Below are 25,796 nucleotides of genomic sequence, written 5' to 3'. Positions count from 1 at the left end.
AAATAGAATAATTACAAAAAATAAATCATATTTTTAAAGAGCAACTCTGCTGAACTCTAAAAAACGCAAAAACGTGGTCTGACCTCTATTCCTCTTTCCCTATGGAGAGAGAAAAGCAGAAAATTACTGACTAGCAATCAACGGAGCCGCTCAATCAGATCCGCCTCGATCTGACCGAGCAAATTATCCTTATCTTCACCATTTTCCACAATCAAATAATTCCCTATCTGACTGTCGTGATAAACAGTTAACATAATCCCATTACATATCAACACCCAACGTCGAGAATAAATATTATCAGCGATTTGAACTGGGCTCGCCTGCCAATATTTTTTTAAATATTTTACAATCGAGTCAAAACCATCCCAATCAGAAGAAAAGCCTAAATGACACTCGACTCTCCCATCAGAGTTAACTCTTTTAGTTATAATTGGCAACGACTCATCCATTCAGTCAACTCCAAGACGCTTATTAACTTCCGCTCTAGTTCTTTGAGAACTGTCTAAAATAGCTTTATAAATATCATCACCTGACAAGCCCTGGGATTTTCTGTAGTCGATCATTTCGGACCATGTCATATTAGGTTCCTCTCCAATCAAGCGATCTGCACTTACCCTATCTGACATAAACTCTCTAGCTTGAGCTCTATTTTCATTTCTCATATCAAAAGCTTGTTTAGCTTGAGCTTCTAAGGGTGCACTTTTATCGACACGATCTAGAATTTTCGAATCCTTATTCAAATACCATTGACGCGCTTGTAGATTTGTTTTTGTACCTCTTAGTGGATTATCTCCATATAGAGCGTAAAACTCCGAACTTCTGAGGTTAACGATATCTGGACTGAAAGAAGTCCCTTCTAGTGTCGGTGTACCACCCGAAAATTCAATAGGCTTGCTTGGCAGTGTATTTGCGCTACTACGTAGAGTCCAACGCCCTCCAATCCACTCAACTGCCTTGCCGCCCACGCCCGCGGTAATTGCCCCCGTAGCTGCATCAAACACAATTCCGCCAAGCTTATCCGGGGTTGCAAAAATCAGCTCGTCGCCGGCCCGCTCGAGGCTCTGTGCTGGTATGGGGCTATTGATCCAATTGACACCATCCTTACCAGCCTGAAGTAGATTTGCCGGGATGTCTGTCAGATGAGTGATCGTGTCATAGACCTTACCTGGCCAATCTACAGCCCTATCAACAAACCCAGATCCCATCTCGCCGGCGATATATCCCAACTCGTGAGCGGGTTCATAGCCAGTCCAGACTAGCTCGCTTCTATCGATTCCATTCCAATAAGAATCCAAGGCATCCTTGTACTCTCCAGGCGTCATTCCTTCTTGATAGTTGGCTAAATCCACCTGACGAATCTGATCAGCTCGCTCCATATCTCGAGCTTTATCAAGACTGTCCATCGCTTGCGTGATACTTCGCTTACAACCGGCGACATCTCCCCCACGTGCATTACATCCTTCACGCGCTTTGTCCGCCGCTTCTATCTCCCCATGCAATAGCCAGTTGTACTGAGTAGCGTTGCCCGCCACCCATGCTCCGGTCTGCAAACTCTCACCGTCAGCATCACTGTCCACCGACGCCGCAAGCACACCAATCAACTGCGAGCTCATCACCAGCAAGCTCTTTCTCTTATCCTCCGGCATGCTGGCGTACTGTTTGGCGAGGCTGTCTACCAGGGCTTCGTTCACACCTGCTGCCAACGCACCAGTACGGAAATCGCCGCCAGCGGCTTCAGCTGCCAGCCCGCCCATCAACGCATGCAGCCCAATCTTGGTGATACCGCCGTCGGCGAACCGATTCTTGGAGACGTCACCAATCATGTTGAAACCATAGGCAGCAAATGCATTGGCAAGGCTGCTTTGCAATGCATCCCCGAGGCTGGCTTCTCCTCCCAGCGCTTTAGTCAGGATGGCCGATGTGCCGTTTTGCAGAACCTGGTTCGCAGTAAATTGACCAACACCTTGCCAGGTACTCAATGGGCTCGCAGATGTCACTGCGCCCGAGTTAGGCAGCGCAGTAGTAGTGCCTGTCTGCGTGCTGGTCCAATCGTCATAGAACCCTGCGGTCAGCCCCGCGGTAACACCCGAGACAACATAGCCCCGCATCGCATCGCTGGAGGTTACGTCCTTGACCACCGCGCCTAAATTGCCACGGTTATTGATCGTGCTGATAGCACCATTGCTCGCCATACCGGCAAGCACAACGCTGCCCGCAGCATTGGCCCAGCCTGCGGCAGATGTGGCTGTGGCAGCAGCCGTCGCCCCAGCCATCGAGGTACCAGTCCCAGCGGCGGCGATTGCGCCGCTGGCTGCCCCCATCGTGAAGTAGGTAACAATGATCGCTATGACAATTTGCGCGCCGGCGCCCAGGCCGGAATTACTGTATTTGAAGCTGTCGTGCAGCTCTTTGACCTCGCGCCAGTCAACATCGCCACGCTGCTCCATTTGCTTGATCCAGGCGAGGCTTGGGTCCGCCTGGACCATCGCGTCGATGGTCTGGCTTACCGTGTTCTGGTTAACCTGCCTTACATCAATTTTCAAGCCGTCCACGGCCTTGATTGCCAGCTCGCCCTGCGCCACCAACTCACTCTGACGCAACGTCTCGTCGGTATTCCCCTTACCCTTGGCGCTGGTCCACGCCAGGTCACCCTTGCTCTTCTCGTGGCTCTCCTGGTGCAGGTCTTTGACCGCCTCGAAGGTCACCGCGCCGCCACTGGTGATCGCTAGGTCCTTACCACTCTCAAGCTTGGCCCGCTGATACAACTGATCACCGCCACTGACCAGCGACAGATCACCACCAGTCTTGATCTCAGTCCCCACATTCGTGACGCGTGTCACCTCATCACGTTTGGTCTTCTTCGCGCCCCAGCCACCCTTCTCCTTCATGTCGTAAAGGCTGTAGGTGCTGTTCTGCGCAGCCAACAAACTCAACTTATCCCCGCTATAAAGATAAGCCTCATTCCCTGCGCTGATCCTGCTCGCCACGATCGTGGTATCACGCCCCGCCTGGCTGACAAAATCCCCACCCGCCGTGAGCACGCTTGCCACTTGGGTAGTCTGGTCGTCCGCGGTCTTGATGCGTTTTTTGCCGTGTTTTTCCTTGCCCTCGACGTTGTGCATGTCGCTGACCGAGGCGACGTTGAGGTCGCGGCCGGCGGCGATGTTGAGGTCTTTGCCGGCGGTGGCGGTGCTGCCGATGATGTTGACGTCTTGCCCGGCCTGCATGTTGAGGTTGCCGCCGGCCGTGACGCTGGCGGCGAGGTTTTTGACGTCGGTGGTGATGCTGGATTTTTCGCCGCCGTCGCGGGTCTCGTGTTTGACGCTGGTGTCGCTGGCGGCGATGAGGTTGAGGTCGCGGCCGGCGGTGAGGTTGACGTCGTTGCCAGCAGTGAGTGCGCCGCGGTTGGTGAGGTCGCGGCCGGCGTCGATGGCGAGGTTTTCGCGGGCGACGATGGTGCCGGCGCTGGTGTCGGTGAGGGTGCGCATGCCGACGCCGTCACGCACTTGGATGGCGGTGGTTTCGTTGGTGATGTCGCCTTTAAGCGCTGTGAGGCTGACTTGCTTGCCGCGAATTTCTCCGGCCATGGCGTTGCGGATGCTGTCTTGGGCCAGCAGGTTGAGGTTGTTGCCAGCTTCGACCAAGCCGCCAGTGTAGATACTGCCGCTGCTGATGGCGGAGAGGTTGTTGCTGGCGCGCAGGGTGCCGACGTTGATCAGGTCGCCGCCGGTGACCAGGTTGAGGTCGCGGCCCTGGATGAGGCTGTTGCCGCGCACGTTGCGCGAGTCGGCCTGGGCCAGGTACAGCACCGGCACGAGGACGGTCTGGCCGTCGATGACGCGGTTTTCCATCCACACGATGTCGTGGGTCAGGGCGCCGACTTGCTGGTCGGTGAGGGCCACGCCCAGGCTCAGGCGCAGGGCGTCTTTGCTGGCAAGGCCGTTGTCCATCAGGTAGCGGAATTGGTCGGCGTCGCTGTAGAGGCCGCCGGCGAGGAAGCGTTGGCCGGTCTGCGCGAGTACGGCGTCGCGGATCAGGCGGGTTTCGTACTGGCCGTCACCGAGGCGGCGCCAGGCGTCGTCGGAGGTGTAGCCGAGCTTGCCGAGCATGTAGTCGGAGCTGAGGAAGCCGGATACGGAGGCGAACTCGGGGTTGGTCTCGATCAGGTAGTGGCTGGTGGGGTCGGCGCTCTTGACGAACAGGCCGTACTCGCCCTTGGGCAATTGGAAGGTAGGCGAGGTGGTGGGATCGACCGGGGCGAAGGCGGTGCCGGTGTAGTCCACGGGCACGAAGCCGCCGCCGGGGGCCACGCCCACGACGGGCAACACGCTGCCTGGCGCCTGGGCGCTCGGGTCGTTGGCGTGTTTGCTCAGGTTGATGTTGATGCCGCCGACGGGGATGCCGGTCTGGTCGTCGCCGAGGGTGCCGGTCAACTGGGCCAGGGTGTTGTTGTGCAGCGTGCCGTTTTGCAGGGTGCGGGCGACGTTGAGGTTGACCGTGCCGCCCGCTTGCAGGGTGGCGTCGTAGCCGGGGCCGCCGTTGTTGGTCCAGGTGGTGACGTCACTTGCGTAGGCGAAAGGCCGGCTATTGGGTGAGCGGCTTTTCAGTTCTTCGAAGCGCGCCTTGTCGAAATTGCCAGCCGCCGTGGCCGCATTGAACGCGGGCACGTCGACATATCGCATGCGTTCAAACAAATCGTCGGGAACGTGCCCTGGCGTGCTGATGACAAGCTTGCGCTGGCCCGTGCGCGTGGCCGCGCCCTGGTTGAGCAGGTCACCGGCGGTGATGCTCAGGTCGCCATTGGCGGCCATCAGGCTGTAGCGGTTCTGCACATTGTCGCCTTGCAGCTGCATGTTTTTGCCCGCCACCAGGCGCGCCGCGACCGAATCCTTGGTCGCCGCCTCAAGGTACGTCTCGTAGATGGTGATCTCGCCACGTTCCCAGTTGTCGCTCTCGTCGCAATGCTGGCCACAGACCCAATACAGGCTGCCGGTGGTCAGCGTTTGCCCGAGTTCGAATTCGTCTTTGGCGTTTTCGATAAAGCCCGCATTGATGCCGATCGAGCCTTCGCTTTCCACGGTGCCGGAACGGTTGCTGAACAGCACGGCACGCCCGCCATCGCGGGCGGCGAAGCTCAAGTTGCCTTTGCTGTAGACGTCGCCATAGCTATTGCTGAAGCCATTGCTGCGCAAGGTCATGTCGCCGCCGCTGAACAGCAGCGTATCGGCGGCATTGGTAATGCCGTTGATTGCCGTGAGGTTCACGGCGCCCTGGGCACCGAGGGTGCCACGGTTGTTGATTTGCGCGGCGGCGATATCCAGCTGCTGGCGGGCGGTGAGGAAACCGAGGTTGTCCAGGGTGCCGCCCAGGGTCAGGCGGGCATTGGTTGCGGCCAGGCGGCCGCCGTTCTGGCTGAGGTTGTTGGCGGCGACGGTGAGGGTTTGCAGGGCCGAGACGCGGCCGCTGTTGGTCAGGTCGCCGGTGGTGATGCTGATGTCACCGTCGCTGAGCAGTTCGCCGCCGTTGTCCAGGCTCGCCACGTTGAGAACCAAGCCCTTGCCGCTGGCCATGCGGTCGCCGGCCTTGAGGGTCAGCCCTTGGGCGCTTTTGTAGGTGAGGACTTCGTTGAGTTGCACGCGGCCCAGGCCGTCGACCTTGCCGAACGCCCAGTCGGCGGTGCCCATGCCATTGATGCTGCCCTGGCTGCCCATGAGGCTGGCGGTGTTGAGGCGGAACAGGCCGGTGCCGGCGTACTGGATCTGGCCGGCCTGGTTGTTGAGGCTGGCCGCGTCGAGGCTGAAGGCCTGGCTGCCGAATTCGAGGGTGCCGTTCTGGTTGTTCAGCGCGCCGCTGAGGTTGAGGCTGCTGGTGGCGCCACCGAGGGCGCGCAGTTGGCCGCTTGCGCTGTTATCCAGGCTACCGCCGTTGAGGCTCAGGCCCTGGTTGGCTTCGATCAGGCCACCTTGGTTGGTGAGGGTGGCGCGTGAGGTCAGGTTGAGCTGGTTGCCGCTGATCTGGCCACCCGCACTGTTATCGAGGCTGGCGCCGCTGACGGTCACTTGTTCTTTGCCGAACAGTTTGCCGCCACGGTTGGCCAGGGCTTCGACGGTCAGTTGCAGGTTGCCGACCAGGCTTGCCATCAGGCCGCCGCTGCCGTTGTTCACGCTGTCAGCGGTGACGGTCAGGCTGTCGCCTTGCACCGTACCGCCCTGGTTATCCAGGCTGGTGGTGTGCAACTGGGTGAGGGCGCCACCGCTGAGGATCAGGCCCTTGCGGTTGCTCACATCCTGGCCGCTGTAGCTCAGACCTTCGACGCCGGCCAGCAGTTGGCCGTCGTCGTTGTTATTCAGGTGCCGGGCGGTGATGTCCAGGCGCTTGCCGCGCAGGGTGCCGCCGTTGTTGTTGAGGGTGGTGAGTTGCTTGACCAATACACTGCGTTCGCCCGCGTCGATCTGGCCGCCGACGTTGGTCAGCAGGTCGCTGACGTTGAGCACCACGTCGCCGCCATCGCTGACCAGCGCGCCCTTGTTGCTGTTGTTGAAGCTTTGCGCCGTCACATCCACGGTTTGGCCGAGCAGGATGCCGACGCTGTTGTCGAAACGCTCACCGCGCAGTTGCAGCAGGCCTTCGCTCTGGATGCGGCCCTGGGCGTTGAGCAACTGGCCCGGGCCTTTGAGCAGCAGGCTTACGCCCTGGGCGCCACCGGCCAGCAGGCCGGCGTTGCGGTTGTCGAGGCCGGAGGCGCGAACGTCGAGTTGGTCACCCACTACGCGCCCGGCGCGGTTGTCGATGTCACCATCGGCGACGTCGAGCAGCAGTTGCTTGCCGACGATCACGCCGCTCTGGTTATCCAGGTTCGCGGCGTGCAGTTCGATATTGCCCTGCCCGGCCTGTAAGCGGCCCTGGGCGTTGTTGAGCTGTTGGGCGGCGGTAAGGCTCAGCTTGCCGGTGTCGGCGCTCAGCACGCCGCCTGCATTGCTGCTGAGGGTGCCGGCAGTGACGTTAAGGTCGGTACTGGCCTGGGCGAAGCCCTGGGTGTTGTTGAAGCCGTTAGTGACGGTGAGGTTGAGCGCGCCGCCGTCGGCCTGGATCAGGCCCTTGAGGCTGTTATCGAGGTCGCTGGCATTGACGGTGGCGGTCTTGGCCACCAGCACGCCGTTCTGGTTATTGAGCTGGCCGGCGTTGACCGTCAGGTCGTTGGCGATGATTTGGCCGCCGCTGTTGTTCAGGTCGGCGCTGGTCAGCACCAGGCTGCCACCAGCCATTTCGATACGGCCCTGGCGGTTGTCCAGGGACGCGCTGTTGAGCGTGGCGGCCTGGCCTTCGCCGAAGCGGATCAGGCCGCCGAGGTTGACGATGGCTGGTGAGCTGATCGCCAGGCTTTGTTCGCCGAACAAGCGTGCGGTGGCCCCCTGGTTGGTCAGTTTGGCGCTGCTGACCTCGACGGTCTTGGCCTGGATGATCGCGCCCTGGTTGGTCAGCGCCTGCGCGGCGGTGATCGCCAGTGCGCGGCTGGCCAGCAGGTTGCCGCTGGTGTTGACGGTCTGCGCATTCACCACCAGATCGCCGGTGGTGTTGCGGCTGTTGTCGGGGGCAACGCCGGCTTCGATGATGCCGGCGTTAGTCAGCGTGGCCGCGTTGAGTTCGATGCGTTGGCCGGCAGCCACGCTTTTCTGGTTGACCAAGGCTTGGGCGCTGGTGACCTGCAAGTTGCCGTTGGCGTAGACCTTGTCGGTGAGGTCGACGTTTTGCGCAGTGACCTTGACGTTACCGGTGGCCACCGTCTGCGCCATGCTCAAGCGCCCATTGGCATCGAGCTGAATATCGCCGCCACTGGCCGCCAGGGTGCCGTCGAGCTTCACGCCCACGCCGGCTTCGGTGCCTACCAGTTTGATCGCGCCGGCATACATGCCGCCCAGGGCCGAGGAGTCAATCGCCAGCTCCGGCTTGGCGCTGCCGTCGTCGGCGCGGTGGGTGGTTTTCAGGGTTTGCGCATCGACGTCGTTACGCCCGGCGATCACGTTGAGTTCGCGGGCATTGATCTGTGCGTTGATCTTGGCCGAGCGGGTGATGATGTCGAAGCGTTCGACGTTGCTGGCGTTCAAACCCTCACCGTCGATGGTCACGGCGCCGCCATCGACATGGTAGCGCTGCAACTGGCCATTCTGGTCGATCACCGGTTTACCGGTGGTCAGGGTGACGTTGGGGGTGTTGATAAAGCCGCAACCGCTGCAGGTGATGCCGTACGGGTTGGCTACGATGACCTTGACCGACTGCCCCGCCACTTCGGTATAGCCGCGCAACTGGCTGCGGCTACCGCCGTTGACTTCGTTGAGGATGACGCTGGCCGCGCCACCCTTGAGGTTGGGGTTGCCAACGATATAGCCGCCCAGCTGTGTGTTGACCAAAGCGCCGTTGGCGTTGTTGAGGATCACGCCGTTGGGGCCGACGTTGTAGTCCTTGAACTGGTTATGGGACAAGCCCGCGCCGTTGGGCGTGGCGATGTTCACCACGGGCACGCCATTGCCCGCCGCACCCACGGTGGTGCCCGGCGCACTGACCACGATGCCTTCGGCCTGGGCCAGTAGCGGCTGCCAGAACAGCGCATTGGCCAGGATCAGCACCAGCCCGCGCTTGGGCAGGCCGAAGAACGAGTTGCGCGGCTTCAGGGCAGCAGAAGGTTGGCGGGCCAGGAAGGCAAATTGGCGAACATCCATTGTCAGTTTCTCGTTGCAGCGCGGCGTTGAATTACAGGAAGAAATCCATGCGGAAGTAGATCGGCGCTTCGCGCTCGGTGACTACACCGGGTCTTTCCAGCGAGTGGGCAAAGGTCACGCTGGTGCTGACGTTTTTGCCGCGGGCGAACAGCTCCAGGGAGTTGCTGGACACCCGGCCATGGACGTTGTCGTTGTAACGGTCGTTGCGGATCACGCCCTGGTCATAGCCGACGCTGGCGCCGTATTCGAAGAAGGCCGGGCGCATCCAGTCGAGGGTCACCGGGCGCGCCCAGCGCACTTCGTTGCGCCAGTAGCCGCCGCTGTCGCCGGTCAGCAGTTGGTCCTTGAAGCCGCGCACCGAGGCGGAGCCGCCGAGGCTCATGCGTTGGGGCGAGAACAGCGGGTCTTCGCTGCGTTGCCCTGTGGCCAGGCTGCTGAAGCTGAACGACTCGCCCCACAGGCTGAAGGGTTGCAGGTAGCTGACGGTGGCGGTGTATTTGCGGTAGCGCGAATTGGGCTGGCGCCGGCCGATGGAATCACGCTCTTCCTGAGACTGGGCGTCGAACAAGCCGATACCGTTCTGCATGCCGAGGTCGAGGTTGACAAAGGCACTGCCGATACGCCGCCCGTGGTTGATGCCCAGTTGCAGTTCGCTGAGGCGGTTGCTGCTGGATGCGGTGCGCGCATCGAGCACGTAGTTGTTGGTACGCAGATGGGCCAGACCGACGTTCACCGAAGTCTTGCTCACGTCGTCGCGGTGGATCACCCGCTCGGCGCGCAGCTGGTGGTTCTCGTTGTCGCCATTGAACTTGAATTTGGTGCTGTCGGTCATGCCAAAGGTGCGGTAGTCGCTCTCGCTGTAGGTGTAGCTGAAGTTCCACCAGCCCCACGGCACGTTGTAGTAGAGCATGGTGTTCTTCGAGGTTTTCTGGTGGTCACTGATGGCATCGTGGCCGCCACGCAACATCAGTTGGTCGCCGAGGCCCAGCGGGCTGTCCCACTCCAGGCCCGCGCCCCATTGCTGTTCGCCGGTGCTTTTCTGCCCGTCGTTATTGCGCGACAGGCTGGCGCGCCAAGGCTTTTGCGCGGTGTTCTTGACTACAACGTCGCTGCCGCCGACTTGCTTGCCGGGGGTCAGTTCCATCTGCGCCTGTTTGGACGGCAGGCGGTTGAGCTGGTCCACCAGTTGCTCGATCTCGCGCAGGTTCAGTGCTTCGCCGACCTTGCCAGGAAAAGCCATGGTCAGTTCGCGCTCGGTCACCGTGCTGCCTTCGACGCTGCGCAGGGCTTCGAGCTTGCCTTCGACCACCAGCACTTGCAGGTGGCCGCTGGAGAGGTCTTGTTGCGGCAGGTAGGCGCGGCTGGTGACGCGGCCTTTGCCGAGGTAGTAGTCGGTGATGGCCTTGAGCAATTCGTTGAGCTGGGACACGCCCAGGCACTGGCCGATATAGGGCTTGAGCAGGCGCTCGCGGTCGGAGGCCGGCAGGCTGTCGGCGCCTTTGAGCTCAATGTCTTTGATCGGGAAGCAGCGGCTGTCGGCGGGCGTTGCCGGGGCTTGGGGCTTTTGCGTTTTACCGGGCAGGTCCTGGAGTTCCTGCAGACGCCGCTGTTGCTCTTCAAGCAAGCGGTTCTGCCGGTCGCGGATCAGGTCCTGGTCACCAGGCGTGGGGGCGGCGGATGCGCTGTTCAGGCTCAGGCAAGTGAGCAAGGCACATACAAGAAACCGAGTCCGTGGCAATAGTGAGGACATGTTCGATCCATCGAAAATCAAGGGCCGGCAAACTAACATCGAACTTCCAGCTCGCCTAGAAACTGGCGAAGTTGGAACTTCCGACTAGCTAATCTGTTAACCCGTTAATTACTAATAATAAATTTTTATCAAAAGAGTCTTGGCCGGGCACATGGAGTGATTATTCCGACAAGTGGCGACCGTTTTGATGGCGATTCGACGAATGAATTTTTGATAGCCATTATTTAGCCATCAAGTTTTGTCGAGATAGGTTAGTACCGAGGAAGGGAGAAAAGTTCGCGAGGGTTTTGTGAATTGGATCCCATTTATCGGAATTTCGACGTTAGGGTTGCCATCTATAAGGTGGGACATAACCAATGTGGGAGGGGGCTTGCCCCCTCCCACATTGGGTACTCGCAGCATTGAGGATATCAGCCTATACCCTTGTCTTTTTCTGCGCCTGGCACCAGGGCCAGGCCGCGGCACTCGACGTCGCGGGAGACGTGGGACTTCACGTTTTCCACACCGCCCTCCTCGTTATTGTGGATCACCAGCACGCCGGGTTTGCGAAACTGCTCCAGGTGGCCATCGCCCAGGTTGAAGCTTTCACTCAGGTGCTTGTCGCTCAGGGCATTGGCCTCGGCGCGGCGCTGGGCAAACTGGCGGCCGCGGCGCTGTTGATAGCGCGCCCAGCCGATCAGGATCAAGGCATTGAACAAGGCGATCCACAGGTAGATCTGCAGGGTGTTGAGCGCGGCAAAGATCGGCGCTTCGATGCGCGGGCCGCCATGGGTTTCGAGCATGGCGCCGATGCCACGTGCCAGCAGCCAGACCAGCCCGCCCCAGGCCAGCAAGGTCAGCAACACATCGATGATCCACATCACAGGGCTTTGGCGAGTTCTGACCAGTTTCATGCTCACGCCTCCTCTTGTGCAGGTTTGATACCGCGATCCGGGCTGACCCAGCGTGCGCGCTTCTGATGCTGGTTGAACAACACCTTGGGAAAGCTCACCAGCGTGGTGAACAGGCTCACCAGCCAGAACACCATCGGGTACCACACGGTCCAGAACAGGGTTTTCCACAGGTCTTTTTCGTAGCGCCGGTCGATCAGGATACTCACCGCAAACTGCAGCAGGCACACCATCGCCAGCACCAGGCCGGTAAACGCGGGCGGCACCAGGGAGTCCACGGTAATCGCCGCCGGCAGGGTGACGAATTTACCCATGGCCCAGAAGACCACCGAGAGCAGGAAGGTGAACGCCCAACCGGTGGACAGGCAGTATTCGAACAGCAGCGGCCACAGGTAGCGATGGCGCCATTGCCAGATGCCACGGATGTTCTTGAACAATACTTCGGCACCGCCCTGGGCCCAGCGCAGCCGCTGCTTCCACAGGCCGCCGACGGTCTCGGGCATGAGGATCCAGCACAGTGCACGCGGCTCGTAGAAGATCGACCAGTGATCCAGTTGCAGCTTCCAACTGACATCGATGTCTTCGGTGATCATGTCGGTGCTCCAGTAGTCGATGCGGTCCAGCGCCTTCTTGCGAAACGCCACCACCACACCCGAGACCGTGAAGATTCGTCCGAACACCCTTTGGGTGCGCTTGATCAAGCCGATGATCGAGGAGAACTCGCCCACCTGCACCCGACCGATCAGGGTTGAGCGCGTACGGATACGTGGGTTGCCGGTGACGGCGCCCAGGCGCGGGTTGTCGAGCATCGGCGCGACCATGTAGGCCGCCGCGTTTTTGTCGAGCAAGGCATCGCCATCGATGCACACCAGGTATTCGCTGCGCGCAGCCACGGCGCCCATGCGCAGGGCTACGGCCTTGCCCTGGTTCTGCGCCAGGTGCAGCACGCGCAGGCGTGGGTGTTGCAGCGCCAGGGCATCAAGCACCGCGGCAGTGTTGTCGCTGGAGCCGTCGTTGACGGCGATCACTTCGATATTTGGGTACACCTGGGCCAATGCGGCCGCCATGGTGTCGGCGACGTTATCGCCCTCGTTGTAGCAAGGAATGATGATCGAGATCAGCGGCTCGCCGGCCAGGGTCGGCGCGGGCGTGTCTGCTTCCCACGGCCAGTGACGCTCCCAGTGCAGCCAGAAGTACAACCCGCCGGCGATCCACAGCGCCGACATGAACAGCGGGTAGAAGAACACGAAGTCCATCAGGAACTGCCCGGTCACCAGGAAGATCAGGCCCAGGGGCAAGCCCAACACCAGTGCCAACACGAATATAGCCAGGATTCTGTCGATCATGATCTAAGGGTTCCACTGGTTGGAAAGGGCCGGACGTATGGTCTTCAAGTCCGGGGAGTTCTCCAGGAAGTTGTCCGGGTAATAGCCGAAACTGGTGACGCCCTGGCGTTTGAGTACACCCATCCATTGCGCCAATTGCGTAGCGCTGATATCCGGTGCGGCTTTGGTGCGCCAGTCTTTGGCTTGCAGCTCGAAGACGGTTTTATCCAGGGCGCCGGGGCGCGCCTTGACCGTGGCTACCAGTTTTTCCAGCCAGGCATTGGAGTCTTTGAGCGACTGGCCTTCCATCAGCGGCATAGCCATGGGCGCCGTCCAGTCGTAGGTCTGGAGGAAATCATCAAGGTTCTGCGCGAACCAGGTTTCGCTGCCAGGGTTGAGCATCGGCTCGGCAAAGATATTGCGCGCAGTGAGTATCTGCGGGCCGCGAATGGCGCGGACCTTGACGGTCAACTCGTTGGTGAAGTCGATCAGGTAGCGGCTCTTGAAGCGCGTCCAACGCTGCATCAGCGCAGGGTCGGCACGCAGCGCGGCGATGTTGTCCGGCAGGCCCTGTGCGGCGTAGGCCTTGAGTGCAGCGGGGCTGGCGTCTTCAAAGTCGCTGAGCAGCGCATCGTCGTGGTAGAGCACGCCGTCGATGGCACTGTTGCTGGTGCGCGCCAGGTCTTCATAGATCTCGCCAATCATCTGTCGCACTTTTGGATCGAAGGGTGACAGGCGCTGGTATTGATCCGGATCGGTGCCGACCTTGCCGGTTTGTGGGTCCCAACGGGTGACGCGTGGCAGCTTGGAGTCGAGGGCGAAACTGAGTACCGGCATCCACGCAAACACGCTGGCGTGGGCACGGGTATGCAGCTGCCAGGAGACACGGTTGAACAGGTCGGCACGCATCGGCAGGTGGCGGTTTGGGAAGTACAGCGAATGCACCAGGCCATCGCCCTTGGGGTCGGCGTAGGCTTGCAGGAACACGGTGACAGCGCCCATATCCACCACGCGCTGCACCAGTACGTCGAGATTGTGCGCCTGCTGGACCGGGTCGGGGTCATAGACATGATCAAGGTCCACGTGCAGCACGCGCAGCGGTGCCTTGGTCTGCACCGCGACCATGCTGCTGGCGAAGTGTTCACCATCCGGGTCGGAGGCCACCAGGAAGCGCGGGCTGTTCATCAGCTTGTTCGAATCATCCAGGCCGTCGTCGAGGGTCAGCGCCATCTCATAGCCGTGCTCACCCACCACGGCGAGGGTGGTGCCGTCAGCCGCGCCGTAAGGCCACACCCACACCCGCGGCGCCTTGCCGGTGACGGTACGGATCTTGTTGGAGATGGCCGCGACGTCCGTGCGCATCCGCGCCTGGAACTGTGCTTCGGTTTCGTAGCGACGGGTCGCCGGGTCATAGCGACGCGTAGTGGCGGCTGGCTCCAGGTTGCCCTGGGGGTTGGCGAGGATGCCTTTGTGGTTGGCGTCGGTATGGGCGGCGATTTCCACCAGGCCCGACTGGGACAGTTCGCGGATCTGCTGCCAGGTCAGGAAGTCGCCCCGTGCCCGTGGTGTACCGGCGAAGTCCACCGGCTGGTTCAGCGGCGTATCGATCCAACTGCCCACCGGCGCCAGCACGGCCGGCCAGTTGTAGGCCCGCAGAATCGGCATTACGCGGGTGTAGAAGCTTGAGTAACCGTCATCGAAGCTGAGCATCACGGCCTTGGGCGGCAGTGGCGGCCCGCCCCGGCGCGCAGCGAGCACCTGGTCGACGCTGACCGCCTGGTAGCCGTTCTCCCGCAGCCAGGCCAGTTGCTCGATCAAACGTTCGGTACGCACCGCCACCACGGCCTGGTCGGGGTCGTTGTCCGAGACGTCGTGGTAGGCAATGCCCAGGAAATGGTTCTTCGGCCACGGCGCTTCGCTGGCCAGTATCGGCCGCTCGGCAGGTGGAACGAATGGCGCGGGTTGCTGGGCGCAGGCGGCGGCCAGCATTACACCCAGGACCAGAAAGCAACGGCTGAGGAGGGTCATGGTCAGGCTCTTCTAGAAACGGTAAGTGAGGTCGAGGAGCAGGCGCAGATCACGTTCGCGCTCGCCGTCGTAAGGTCGGCTGACCAGGCTCAGGTTGGCGCCGGCTTCCAGCACGTCATTCCAGCGAAAGCGTTGGCCGTAGCCAATCAAGCCAATGCCACCGGTGGAGTAATCCTTCTGGCTATAGGTGCCTGCGCCAACCTGGAACTGCTGACTCCACTGGGTCTCGTAGCGGTGATACAGCACATGGTTGACGTTGACGGTGGGCAACACGCTGAAGTCGGACTTGGGGTTGAAGTAGATCGTGTCTTCCTTGCTGTTGCGGCTGGCACCGACGTCCAGGCCCAGCTCCACTTGTACTTTCGGCGAGCTATAGATGCCTTCGCGGCCCGTGAGCAAGGCTTCGACGCGGTCGTTGCCGTCGCTGAAATGGGACGGGCTGACAGTCAGTTTCCACTCGCGGCTTTCATTCGCACGCCAGCGGATAAAACCGCTGCCGCCGTTGGCCGTGACCCCATCATTCAACGCCCGCAATGGCGTGGTGTTGAGCAGGTAGCCAAGGCTGCCGCCGTACTGCCAGTGGTCGTTGATGTCGCGGGCGATCGACACGCTCGCGCCTTGCTTTGAGCCATCGCCATAGGAATGGTTGGACACCTCGGCTTCGATGGTCATGTCGCGGGTGCGCCGCTCCACACCCACACGCTGCCAGCGGTGATGACCGGTGCCTTCGGCAAAATCGGCAGTGCCGTAGCCGACGCCGGCAAACACGCGCCAGTCTTCGTCGATGGGCGGGGTGTAGATCACACTTTCTATGCCCCAGTCGCGGCTACCCGACACCGCGCCGGCTTCTTGGTTATTGCCGCCACCGAAGCTTTTACCGGTGTAGGCTTCCACCCGCACTTCGGCCATGTCGTGGACATCGCGCAGGCGCTTGAGGCGCTGTACCTGGCGGTTGTCCGGGGCACGGGCGACGACGTCATCGGTGAGCAGATCCAGTTGCCGCCATTCCTGCAGGTCCAGCGCCGTGAAGCCTTGGGACATTTCCACACCGATGTCGCGGGGGCTCTGGTTTTCAGTCTCCTTGAGGGAGTCTTCAGCGCGCCTTGGCCATTCACGGGCCCGGTACATTTCCGCCTGTGCCAGGCGCACACCGATGCTGCCGGGGGCTTTGCTGCCGAGGTCTTCCAGGGTTTGTTCGCTGGCATCCAGGTCAGCCCCATAGGTGCCGGCCTGGGCTGCCAATTGCTGGGCGTCCATCCACTCGTCGTTGGGGTTGCCAATGGGCAGGCCCTTGAGTTCGACCCGAGGTTTCTCGGTGCGGGCCAGCTGCGTGGCGACCGCACGCGCCTCATCCACTTGGTCGTTTTCCAACAGGGCGTAGAACAGGGCCGTGCTGTCTTTGACGTGATCGCCAACGTCGGCGTCTGCTGCGGTCAGCGCCTGGCGGTACAGCGGCGCGGCTTTTTCCGGCAGGCGCTGATCGAGGTAGGACGCGGCCACCCAGCGCACGGCATAGGTCGGCAACTGCACGCCCTCGGCCGTGAGGGTTTCGTACTCGCGGATCACCTCAGCCGTGCGCGCCCGCGCCTTGAGCGCACCCAGGCGGTCAATGCGCCAGCCCACCACATCGTCGTGGGCAGTGGCGTCCGGGCCCCAGCGGCTGATCAATTTGTCGTAATCCTGCAGAGCGCGATCAGCGATGACATAGCGCTCCTTCTCAGTGCGCGTGGCGAACTCGGCCATGCGCACGCGCTCAGCGGCAAGGTCGCCTTCCAGGCGGCGCTGGGTCACTGCATCCACCAGGCCTGGGCGCTTGGCCGACAGGCGCAGGGCAGGCTCCGGCATGCGGGCTTTTTGCAGGGCGACGATGTATTCACGGGCCACTTCCGGCTTGTCGCCGGCACGGATAAAGGCTTGGTCGAACTCGAACAAGGCGTCGTAATTCAAGCCGGCGCGTGTCAGCGCATAACCCAGGGCCATGCGGCGGTTCGGGTCATTGGGTTGGGCCGCCACCATCGCACGCAGGCGTTGCACCGCCTCGTTGGCTTTACCGCCATCGGCCTGGGTCAGGGCCTGGCCCAGTTGCAGGTCGACGTTATTCGGTTCACGCAGCAACGCCTGGCGATAGACCGCCTCGGCCTGGGCCCACTGCTTTTGATTACGATAGGTGCGCGCCACCGTGGCGAGCGCCTGGGTGGTGAGGTTGCGGTACTTGCCTTGTGCCTCGAACACCTTCAGTACTTCGGCGTCTTGCCCGGCCCAGCCGGCGATCACCAGGTGGTCGCTGACCTGGCCTGGGGTCTGGCGTTCGGCGGACAGCTGGCGCAACTGGGTCAAGGCGGGCGTGAAGTGACCGTTGCGGGCCTGGATGATCAGGGCATCGTAGGCGGGATCGGCAAACGCAAGGCCAGGAACCAGCAATTGGCTGCACAGGGCGGCCCCGATAAGCAGACGCAACCGGCCTGAAGCACTGTAGGGGAGGTTTCGCAGCATATCGTGAGCTTCCTTACACACGGAAAGCCCTAACGATAGGTGATCCTGAGCGAAACGCATCAGGGTGTCGGCGTCTCGGGACCCGACCTAGCTTTCCTGGAGGAACTATCTCTTAGGGAAGTAGGGGGAAGCGCAATTTCGAACAATTGTTCAGAATTGTACGATCGCGATTTTTTGCCAGGCGCAAAAACAAGTGTGGGAGCGGGCTTGCTCGCGAAAGCAGTCTGTCAGTTCGTAAATCATCGACTGACACTCCGCCTTCGCGAGCAAGCCCGCACCCACATTTTTTACTGCATTTGCGATTTATTGGGCGCCGCTGACCGCACCGACTTTGGACATCACAAAGCTGATGAACTGCTCAACAGTCATCTTCTGGCCGTTAAAGGTCACTTCGTTGTTGGCGTAGTGCAGCTTGGAAACCACATCGGTGCCCACCAGGGTCGCCATTTGGGTACCGACCGCCATGCTGCTGACCATCTCGGCCGCCATCTGCGATTGCTGCTCGATGGCCTTCGGGTCAGTCACGCCACCGACCTGGGCTTGCAGGGCCGCCACGTCGCTGATCATCGGCTTGGACAGGGTCAGGTTGGCATCCAGCAGCGCGACCATTTGCTTGCCCAGTTCAACCGGCGGCAGTTCCATGGACGTTGGCTTGGCCAGGTCGACCACCAGGTTGAATTTGCTTTCGCCGTGGGTGGTTTTCAACGACAGGTTTTCCACGGCCAGTTGCGGCTTGGCGGCCAGCACCTGGTTGACGTTGGCTTCGGCCAGGGTCTGCTCGGCTTCGGTCAATTGCAGTTCCGGCACCGGTTGGCCGGCGGCGGCCGCGGCTTGCACCGGTTGCATCTTGTCCTGGTAGAGCTTGGTCAGCACCAGCATCGCCGGGATATCGACGTTCTTCATGCTCACGGCCATGGCGGCCGAACCGACAGGCTTACCCTGGTAGCCGATCTCGTCGATCTTGTAGTCGACGCGACCGGCCAGGTTGTTGTCCTTGGCTTGGGTGGAGTCTTTCTGCTCGAAGCCCTTGAGGGTCAGCACGGCTTTTTGCGGGCCGAAGGTGAGCTTGGTGTTGGTCAGCTCCACGGTGTTCTGGCCGGTGTAGAAACCGAAGCTGGATTTCTCCAGGTTGCTGGCCACGGTCAAGCCAGCCAGTTCGGCTTCGAACGGTGCGCCGTTGGCATCCACCGCGGCGACCTTGAGGCTGTTCATGAAACCGTCGGCCTTGACCTTCTGGCCTTCGGCGCTGCTGTCGAAGTCCAGGTTGGCGCCGGAGAAGCTCACCGAGGAGGTGTCGTCCTTGAACTCCAGGGGCAGCAGTTCGATGTTGCCGTTGACCGAGCGGCTATAGCCGATATTCGCCACGCCTTTGAGCGGCGACACGTCTTTGCTGGCGGCGAACCATTTTTCCGTGGTGGGGTTCTTTTCCAGTTCGTAGTGACTGGTGGCCATGACCGGCAGCCATTTGAGGGTCACCAGCCGCGAGAATGGCAGCGGGCCGTGCTCGATGTGGTCGACGAACAGCAACTCGGGATTCGGGTTGTCTTCACCGAAAACGCTGCCCTGGCCCTTGAGGCGATAGTGCGCGGTGCTGCTGAACACGCCACGGTCCAGGGACACCAGCTCCAGGGCCAGGGTGCCGTCGACGCCAGCCATGGAGGTCTGCAGCTCTTTGTTGGCGTTCTGGATCGCGGTCTGCAGAACCGGCTCCAGTTGCTTGCCGGTGTACCAGGCACCGCCCGCACTGACGGCGCCGATGGCGACAACAAAACCCAAGAAAACAACGGCTGGCTTATTCATGAAGTGACCTGATCAAATCCTGTGAGAAGTGGGCTGTCTTCCTTGAACCCCGAAGGGGTTGGCTCAAGCCCGCCGAAAACGGGGGAAGATTAGCACTGGCGGGCGCAAACGGCCCAACCTTTCAGAGGGATCAGTTCAGCCATGGTTCAGGAGTACTCCAGCTCGATTTCATCCAACTGGTGATCAAAACTCTTCAACCGTGCGGTCCAGGTGTACACCAGCACCTCGAATTCGCGGTGTATCACGGCATTGCCGGGGGTGTCGGCCTTGGGGTCGCAGAAATCCAGCTGATAGCGCTCACGGGCCATTTGCGTGGCCACGTCGGACAATTCCCGCGCGTTATTCAGCCAGTGCCTACCATCGTCTACCTGTCGATCCAGCAGCACACATTGTTTTTTCAGGACTTCGAGGCTTTTTTCCAGCGGGGTGCCGGTGAGGTCGCCCATGACTTCCTGGAAGGTGCGCCCAGGCTGCCAGTAGCTGCCCCAGAAATAGCGGTCGAATACGGTTTCGACCCGGCGCAGGGCGACCTTGGTGTCCCAGATCGCGACGCGGGTCTTGCCTTGTTCGAGGAGCTTTTTCTTCACCCGTTGATTTTGGTAGGAGGCCCAGGCAACGACGCCGATGGACAAGGTGCCGATCACCAGGCAGGCGCTGTCGAGGAACACCATGGCCTTGTCGAGTTGATGGGCAAGCATGACGCCATAGAAATACGCGGCCGATAACAGGACCAGTGCGAAGAGCACGCACCAGAAAGCGGGAGCATAAGGGTTTTTCATTATTGGAATCCCCATGAGCAAACGCAAACTTTGTCGGGTGAAGCGTCACGGCGCCTCCCCTGACAAAGCATAGCAATCACCTCACGGTTTGCCGGGTTTTGTACCTTGCGTTCGTCCGCTTTCCCAACCGCCGCCCAAGGCCAGGAACAGATCGATCTGGCTCATGGCAACCTGGGTGTTGGCCGCCGCCAGTTGCGCACGCATCTCGGTGTAGGTACGCGTGGCTTGCAGGTCGGCCAGGAACGATTCGCGGCCGGCCTGGAAGAAGCGGTGGGTCTGGTCCGCTGCCTGGCGCGCCGATTGTTCGGCTTCGGCCAGGGCGTCGCGGCGCTGCAACACGGCGGTGTATTGCGCCAGACCGGTTTGGGTTTCGCGGATGGCGTTGAGCACCACGCCGTCGAAGTGGGCCAGGGCGCCCTGGGTCGCGGCTTCGGCTTCATGGATACGTGCGCGGGCACCGTTGGTCGGTAGGGTCCAACTGATCATCGGGCCAAAGCCCCAGCGGTTGGTGGCCGGGGTGCCGAGGTTTTCCAGCAGGCCCACGGTGCCTACCGTGGCGCCGATGCTGATATCCGGGTACAGCGCGCCGGTAGCCACGCCGATGCGCGCGGTGGCGGCGGCCAGTTGGCGTTCGGCTTGGCGCACGTCGGGGCGGCGCTTGAGTAATGTGGCGCCGTCGCCTACCGGCAGCAGTTGGGCGATGTGCGGCAGCTCGGCGCAGGTGTCAGTGCCGGCCGGCAGCTGGTTCACCGGTTTGGCCAGCAGCATCGACAATCGGAACAGCCCGGCCTGGCGCGAGGCTTCGTAGCGCGGCATCTCGGCACGCAGGGATTTGTATTGGGTTTGCGAACGCGTCACCTGAGTTTCATCGCCGCGCCCGGCATCGCGCAGGCGCTGGGTCAGTTTGGTGCTCTGGGCTTGCAGATCGAGGGACTGGTTGGCAATTGCCAGCTCTTCATTGGCGGCGCACACCTGGGTGTAGGAACGCACCACATCGGCCACCAGGGTGATGCGGGCGATATCGGCAGCGGCCTGGGTTGCGTCGGCACTGGCCTTGGCGCTTTCGATGCCGCGCTGCAAGGTGCCGAACAGGTCGAATTGATAGGAGGTGGTGATGCCGACGCTGCCGATATTGCCCACCGGGACTTTATCCGGCAGCAGGAACGCTTCGCCAGACTCCTGCAAACGCTGGGCCTCGGCCTTGGCGCCGGCACTCCAGCCGCCAGCGGATTCGGCTTGCTGCACCTGGTAACGCGAACGCTGCAGGTTGGCGGCGGCCACGCGCAGGTCGGTATTGGAGGCCATGGCCTGCTGCACCAGTTGGTCCAGGCGTGGGTCGTTGTACAGCTTCCACCAATCGGCCGGCACCGGCGCCGAGACCACTTTGCTGCCCTCGCCCATGATTGGCCCTTGCAGGTCGCCACGGTTGACCGCAGCCTGGTCCGGCAATTTGTAATCCGGGCCTACCACTTGGCAGGCCGACAGCAACAACCCCAGGGAAGCGGTTGCCAGAAGCCGCTTCATGGTTTGTCCCCGTCTTTAACTTTGTCGTCGATGATCGACACCGTCGCCGTGCGCCCGGCAATCATGCGAAAGTCCGCCGGCACCTCGTCAAAGGCGATGCGCACCGGGATCCGCTGGGCCAGGCGCACCCAGCTGAACGCCGGGTTGACGTTGGGCAACAGGTTGGAGCCGCTGCTGCGGTCGCGGTCTTCGATACCGGCGACGATGCTCTGCACATGCCCGTGCAGACGAGCGTTGTCGCCGATCACGCGGATATCCACGCCCATGCCGACGTGGATGCCGTCGAGCTTGGTCTCTTCGAAGTAGCCGTCAATGTGGAAGGAATTGCTGTCCACTACCGACAGCACCGGGCGCCCGGCGGTGACGAATTCCTGGGTGCGCGGTGCGCGGTCGTTGACGTAGCCGTCCACGGGGCTGCGGATCACCGAGCGGTCGAGGTTGAGTTGGGCGGAGTCCACCGTCACCTGGGCTTCGGCCAGGGCCGACTGGGCGCGGGCGACGCGGGACTGGCTTTCTTCCAGTTGCTCGCTGGGCACCAGGTTTCCGAGGCCACGGTTACGCCTGTACTCGCGCTGGGCCTGGGCCAGGGTTTCCTGGCGGTCGGCCACGGCGGCCTGGGCTTGGCGCAGGGCCAGCTTGAAGCGGTCCTGGTCGACGGCGAAGAGCACCTGGCCCTTGGTCACCAATTGGTTGTCGCGCACGTCGACGCGCTGGATCAGCCCGGACACGTCCGGGGCGATCTGCACGATGTCGGCGCGGATGTGGCCGTCACGGGTCCAGGGCGCAAACATGTAGTACATGACCATGCGCCACACAACGACGACCGCGAAGCTCACGATCAACAGCGTCAGGACGACACGGCCGATGGTCAAAAAAGGTTTTTTCATGTCATCAAATATCGACTGAGTGAGTCCACCGCGCCCAGCAACAGCGCGTATAGCCCCACATTGAACAATGCCCGGTGCCAGACCAGGCGATAGAAGTGCATGCGCGTCAACAACCCGTGCACCACCAGAAACAACACATAGGTAATGCCCATCAGCACCAGCAGCGTGGGCAGGAACACCCCGCTGATATCCAGATCACCGATCATAAAGGCGCTCCATCGGGTAGCGGCGCTTCCATTTCCGTGCCGCCAATGAATTCCACGCCGGGCAACAGCGCCAGGCGCAGGCCGGCCAAGGCATGCAGCAGGTGCAGGCGGGTGTCGTCTTCGTCTTGCCGGCCCTGGCCGTTGAGAGCGCGGCGCGTGCGGTCCAGGGTCATCAGCAGACCGCTGGGCGCGGGTAAGCGTTCACCGGCCTTGAGGCATGCCTTGAAGTAACCGCCCACGCCTTCCACCACTTGGTTGAGCAACACCCTTGGCACGCCGAGGATACGCGGCGAGTAGGCCAGCAGGTCGAGCAGGTTCAGTGCTACGCGCAGATCGCGCAGGGCGCTGCCGGTGTCCTGGCCGGTGAGGGCCAGGCGCGGCAGGTGCTGCATCAGGCGGTCGAGCATTTGCGCGGCCATGTGCCGGTGTTCGTTCAGGGTTGCGGGCTCGGTCAGGCCAACGATGTCACGCCAGCTGAAACGGGTCAGGCGCTTGGCCGCCAGTTCGGCGCCGAAGGGCCGGGCGATCAAGGTCCACACAAACGCGAACAGCAGGCCCACCGGCCCGGCCAGGTTGACGTTGGCGAAGTTGAGGAAGTCGGCGTCATAGGCGCCCTGGATGCTGATGAACGACGAGGTGTTCACCAGCGTCAGCAGCATGCCCAGGTAGAACCTTGGCTGCACGGTAAGCGTGCCGATGCAGATAAACGGCACGGCAAAAGCCAGCACCAGCATGGGGAAATCGTGCAGGTTGGGCAGCACCAGGAACAGGTACAGACTGGCGAACAGCACCGACATGGCGGTCCAGAAAAAGAACCGGTAGATCTGCGGCGCCGGGTCGTCCATCGAGGCGAAGAAGCTGCAAGCGACGGCGGCCAGGATCACGGCGCTGCCGCCATCGGTCCAGCCCAGCAGAATCCACAGCACCGAGGCGACGATGATCGCGGTGACGGTGGAAAACGCCGAGTAGAACATCAGGCCACGGTCGAGGAATGGCGTGAGCCGGCCCAGGCGCCAGTGGCGGTAGACGGCGCGCCAGGTGTCCTGGCTTTCGCATTGGATGGCGGCTTGCAGGCTGCGGCAGTCCTGCCACAGGTCGATCCATTCGCCCAGGCGGTACAGGGCGTTGGAGAACAGCAGCGTGTGGCGGTCATCCAGCGCTTCGCCCTGGGGTTGCGCGGCGTCAACCTTGTCGCGCAGCTCGCGCCAGCGTTCCAGGGGCGCCGTTTCGGTGGTGCTTTGCAGCCAGGCGTTGGCGGCTTCCAGCAAGGGTGTGAGCCGGTCAAGAAACTCCGGGGCGCGATGCTCGATGGCGTACACCGCGTCATCCAGCGCATCGACCACCGGCAACAGGTGAATCATGCGCCCGCGCAGTTCCTTGGTGTTGCGTACCGTCTGCGGGCGTGCGCCTTCGTGGGGCAACTGGCCGATCATCAACTCGAGGGTATTGAAGGTGGCAACCATGCCACCGCGCAGGTTGCTGACGGCTTCAGGGTCGACCTGGCGGGTGAGAAAGCGCTGGCTGTAGACCTGGGCGTCGCTGAACCACTTGGCCACCGAGCCATCGAACACCGGCATCAGGCGCCGCGGCCAGAACATCGCCCCCACCACCGCCGCGACCGCGATGCCAAGGAAGATTTCTTCGGTACGCGCCTCGGCCACGTCCCACACCGCCAGGGGGTTATCCACCACCGGCAGGGCGATCAGCGGCAAGGTGTAGCCGGCCAGCATCAGCGCATAGTTATTCGCGGTACGCAGGTGCATGGAGAGGAACAGCAAGGTGCCCGTCCACAACGCGATCACCACCACCAACAGGTAGGGCGACTGCACGAACATCGGCACGAACAGCACCGCCGCCGCCGCACCCATGAAGGTGCCGATGGCGCGGTACAGCGCTTTGGAACTGGTGGGGCCGACAAACGGGCTGGAGACGATATACACCGTGGCCATCGCCCAATACGGACGCGGCATTTGCATCAGCATGGCGATGTACAGCGCGATCATCGACGCGGCGAAGGTACGCACGCCATAGAACCAGTCGCGGGCAGGCGGAAAGCCGGTAAAAAATCCGTTCAAGACGACACAGCCTCGGCCGCCTCGAAAGCCCGCAGCACCCGCAGTGCGGCTTCCAGATCCGGGGTGGCGATGTCCGCCAGGACTTCGTTACGCAGGCGCACCAGTTGCGCCTCCACCGCCTGCACCAGCTCACGGCCACGCTCGGTAAGGCTCAGGGCCTTGGCACGGCGGTCGTGGATGTCTTCGGTGCGGCACACATAGCCGTCGCTGCACAGCCGGTCGAGCAGGCGCACCAGCGACGGGCTCTCCATGCCGGAGGCCTGGGCCACCTTGACCTGGTGCACACCGTCGCCCAGGCGGCCGATCATCAACAACGGCACGGCGCAGGCTTCGGAGATGCCATAGCTCACCAGCGTGGTCTGGCAGATTTTGCGCCAGTTACGGGCGCCCACCACCATGCTGCTGCTGAGGTTCATCTGGAGTTGTTCGAGGGATTGAGGCACTGGATAGTTCGCATACAGTTAGTTTGCTAACTATTAATATGGTGGAGGGACGAGTCATCGTCAAGTTTTGAAACAATTTCACGGATGAGTGGTGGGATGCGGGTTGAGTAAAGCGGGTTGTAGGGTGGGTATCAGCAAATCGCGATGTTCGCCATACGACAAACAAAATGTGGGAGCTGGCTTGCTTGCGAAAGCGGTGGTTCAGTTGAATATTCAGTGACTGACACGCCGCCTTCGCGGGCAAGCCCGCTCCCACACTAGATCAGCGTTGGCTCCAGATCTGTTGTTCAGCCTGCCCATCTAAGCGTTTGAAGGCTAGGACGGGAACGCTGGTGGGGTTGGTTTGAAGCGGCTTGTATTGGTCCATCGATAAAACCTCACAGATAAGGACTTGAACCTCCTGCTCCCGTCGCCATACGAGAAAGGGTGGCAGCTGTACGCAGGTTGGCGAACCGGTTATCTGTGAAACCCGGCAGATCCGAAGATCTCCCGCACACAGCCGCCATAGACCGTCAGTCGCCTCTACCTTTTTCCAAACGCCATCCGGTAATGACGATGTATATACTTCGTGCATACAAAGCCTGAGGATTTGCTGATGTCAAAATTAGCCGTTTTTACAATGAAGCTTGAGCCAGAGCTTCGCGATCAGTTCATGGCTGAATGCGAAGCCTCCCATCGTCCCGCATCGCAAATTGTACGAGAAATGATGCGTGAATTCGTTCAGGCCCAGCAGCACTCGCGAGAGTACGATGAATTCCTACAACGCAAAGTTGATGCTTCACGTGCATCCATCCGCGCAGGCCGAGAGGTTTCCAATGAAGATCTGGAAGCTGAATTCGCAGCGAGGCGCGCTCAAGTAGATAGTCAGGGATGAGGGTC

Annotated in this window: 15 protein-coding genes; 1 reads left to right on the top strand and 14 read right to left on the bottom strand. The window is 61.4% G+C overall.

All coding sequences use genetic code 11. The features are described from left to right. Window positions 1-137 precede the first annotated feature (137 nt). The 14 genes from TU73_RS00190 to TU73_RS00125 all read right to left on the bottom strand — a co-directional run bounded on the left by TU73_RS00190 (window position 138) and on the right by TU73_RS00125 (window position 24,890). Window positions 138-449: a hypothetical protein gene (locus tag TU73_RS00190; protein WP_057010463.1), complete on the bottom strand. Its 312-nt coding sequence runs from the start codon at window positions 447-449 to the stop codon at window positions 138-140. Further along, window positions 450-8,717 carry a two-partner secretion domain-containing protein gene (locus TU73_RS00185; RefSeq protein ID WP_231984757.1) on the bottom strand — a complete coding sequence of 2,756 codons (8,268 nt, stop codon included), beginning with the start codon at window positions 8,715-8,717 and terminating at the stop codon, window positions 450-452. Window positions 8,718-8,748: 31 nt separating this feature from the next. Continuing rightward, window positions 8,749-10,467, bottom strand: a complete 1,719-nt coding sequence (locus TU73_RS00180) for a ShlB/FhaC/HecB family hemolysin secretion/activation protein (protein ID WP_057010462.1) — start codon at window positions 10,465-10,467, stop codon at window positions 8,749-8,751. Window positions 10,468-10,877: 410 nt separating this feature from the next. Then, window positions 10,878-11,360, bottom strand: a complete 483-nt coding sequence (pgaD, locus tag TU73_RS00175; protein ID WP_057010461.1) for a poly-beta-1,6-N-acetyl-D-glucosamine biosynthesis protein PgaD — start codon at window positions 11,358-11,360, stop codon at window positions 10,878-10,880. A 2-nt stretch (window positions 11,361-11,362) separates the two neighbouring features. After that, complete coding sequence (gene pgaC / locus TU73_RS00170) at window positions 11,363-12,703, bottom strand: poly-beta-1,6-N-acetyl-D-glucosamine synthase (RefSeq protein WP_057010460.1); 1,341 nt, start codon at window positions 12,701-12,703, stop codon at window positions 11,363-11,365. Between the two features lie 3 nt (window positions 12,704-12,706). Then, window positions 12,707-14,710: a poly-beta-1,6-N-acetyl-D-glucosamine N-deacetylase PgaB gene (pgaB, locus tag TU73_RS00165; protein ID WP_057010459.1), complete on the bottom strand. Its 2,004-nt coding sequence runs from the start codon at window positions 14,708-14,710 to the stop codon at window positions 12,707-12,709. 12 nt (window positions 14,711-14,722) lie between these two features. Continuing rightward, window positions 14,723-17,203 carry a poly-beta-1,6 N-acetyl-D-glucosamine export porin PgaA gene (pgaA, locus tag TU73_RS00160; RefSeq protein ID WP_057010458.1) on the bottom strand — a complete coding sequence of 827 codons (2,481 nt, stop codon included), beginning with the start codon at window positions 17,201-17,203 and terminating at the stop codon, window positions 14,723-14,725. 303 nt (window positions 17,204-17,506) lie between these two features. Continuing rightward, entirely contained in the window at window positions 17,507-19,003 is a 1,497-nt protein-coding gene (locus tag TU73_RS00155; RefSeq protein WP_057010457.1) for a YdgA family protein, read from the bottom strand. Window positions 19,004-19,149: 146 nt separating this feature from the next. Continuing rightward, window positions 19,150-19,782, bottom strand: coding sequence for a hypothetical protein (locus TU73_RS00150; RefSeq protein WP_057010456.1), 633 nt, complete (start codon window positions 19,780-19,782; stop codon window positions 19,150-19,152). Window positions 19,783-19,863: 81 nt separating this feature from the next. Then, the gene (locus tag TU73_RS00145; protein WP_057010455.1) at window positions 19,864-21,306 is read right to left on the bottom strand and encodes an efflux transporter outer membrane subunit; all 1,443 of its coding nucleotides are present in this window, start codon (window positions 21,304-21,306) and stop codon (window positions 19,864-19,866) included. Beyond that, window positions 21,303-22,193: an efflux RND transporter periplasmic adaptor subunit gene (locus TU73_RS00140; RefSeq protein ID WP_057010454.1), complete on the bottom strand. Its 891-nt coding sequence runs from the start codon at window positions 22,191-22,193 to the stop codon at window positions 21,303-21,305. Before TU73_RS00140 ends, TU73_RS00145 begins: the two co-directional genes overlap by 4 nt. Further along, on the bottom strand, window positions 22,190-22,399 hold the full coding sequence (locus TU73_RS00135) for a DUF1656 domain-containing protein (RefSeq protein WP_003187469.1): 210 nt from the start codon (window positions 22,397-22,399) through the stop codon (window positions 22,190-22,192). The genes TU73_RS00140 and TU73_RS00135 overlap by 4 nt, the downstream gene beginning before the upstream one ends. Beyond that, a complete protein-coding gene (locus TU73_RS00130; RefSeq protein WP_057010453.1) occupies window positions 22,396-24,474 on the bottom strand; it encodes an FUSC family protein in 2,079 nt (692 codons plus the stop codon). The genes TU73_RS00135 and TU73_RS00130 overlap by 4 nt, the downstream gene beginning before the upstream one ends. Then, a complete protein-coding gene (locus TU73_RS00125; RefSeq protein WP_043049175.1) occupies window positions 24,471-24,890 on the bottom strand; it encodes a MarR family winged helix-turn-helix transcriptional regulator in 420 nt (139 codons plus the stop codon). The genes TU73_RS00130 and TU73_RS00125 overlap by 4 nt, the downstream gene beginning before the upstream one ends. A 622-nt stretch (window positions 24,891-25,512) precedes the next feature. Here TU73_RS00125 and TU73_RS00120 point away from each other — a divergent pair. Then, window positions 25,513-25,791, top strand: a complete 279-nt coding sequence (locus TU73_RS00120) for an antitoxin (protein WP_032878500.1) — start codon at window positions 25,513-25,515, stop codon at window positions 25,789-25,791. The last annotated feature ends 5 nt before the right edge of the window (window positions 25,792-25,796 follow it).

Source organism: Pseudomonas libanensis (genome assembly GCF_001439685.1).
Lineage (GTDB): Bacteria > Pseudomonadota > Gammaproteobacteria > Pseudomonadales > Pseudomonadaceae > Aquipseudomonas > Aquipseudomonas libanensis.
This window is presented reverse-complemented; position numbering and strand designations above follow the sequence as displayed.

Coding starts and splice junctions, on each gene's coding strand:
- TU73_RS00190 (WP_057010463.1), bottom strand. CDS start 449: ATGGATGAGTCGTTGCCAATTATAACTAAAAGAGTTAACTCTGATGGG.
- TU73_RS00185 (WP_231984757.1), bottom strand. CDS start 8,717: ATGGATGTTCGCCAATTTGCCTTCCTGGCCCGCCAACCTTCTGCTGCC.
- TU73_RS00180 (WP_057010462.1), bottom strand. CDS start 10,467: ATGTCCTCACTATTGCCACGGACTCGGTTTCTTGTATGTGCCTTGCTC.
- pgaD (WP_057010461.1), bottom strand. CDS start 11,360: ATGAAACTGGTCAGAACTCGCCAAAGCCCTGTGATGTGGATCATCGAT.
- pgaC (WP_057010460.1), bottom strand. CDS start 12,703: ATGATCGACAGAATCCTGGCTATATTCGTGTTGGCACTGGTGTTGGGC.
- pgaB (WP_057010459.1), bottom strand. CDS start 14,710: ATGACCCTCCTCAGCCGTTGCTTTCTGGTCCTGGGTGTAATGCTGGCC.
- pgaA (WP_057010458.1), bottom strand. CDS start 17,203: ATGCTGCGAAACCTCCCCTACAGTGCTTCAGGCCGGTTGCGTCTGCTT.
- TU73_RS00155 (WP_057010457.1), bottom strand. CDS start 19,003: ATGAATAAGCCAGCCGTTGTTTTCTTGGGTTTTGTTGTCGCCATCGGC.
- TU73_RS00150 (WP_057010456.1), bottom strand. CDS start 19,782: ATGAAAAACCCTTATGCTCCCGCTTTCTGGTGCGTGCTCTTCGCACTG.
- TU73_RS00145 (WP_057010455.1), bottom strand. CDS start 21,306: ATGAAGCGGCTTCTGGCAACCGCTTCCCTGGGGTTGTTGCTGTCGGCC.
- TU73_RS00140 (WP_057010454.1), bottom strand. CDS start 22,193: ATGAAAAAACCTTTTTTGACCATCGGCCGTGTCGTCCTGACGCTGTTG.
- TU73_RS00135 (WP_003187469.1), bottom strand. CDS start 22,399: ATGATCGGTGATCTGGATATCAGCGGGGTGTTCCTGCCCACGCTGCTG.
- TU73_RS00125 (WP_043049175.1), bottom strand. CDS start 24,890: ATGAACCTCAGCAGCAGCATGGTGGTGGGCGCCCGTAACTGGCGCAAA.
- TU73_RS00120 (WP_032878500.1), top strand. CDS start 25,513: ATGTCAAAATTAGCCGTTTTTACAATGAAGCTTGAGCCAGAGCTTCGC.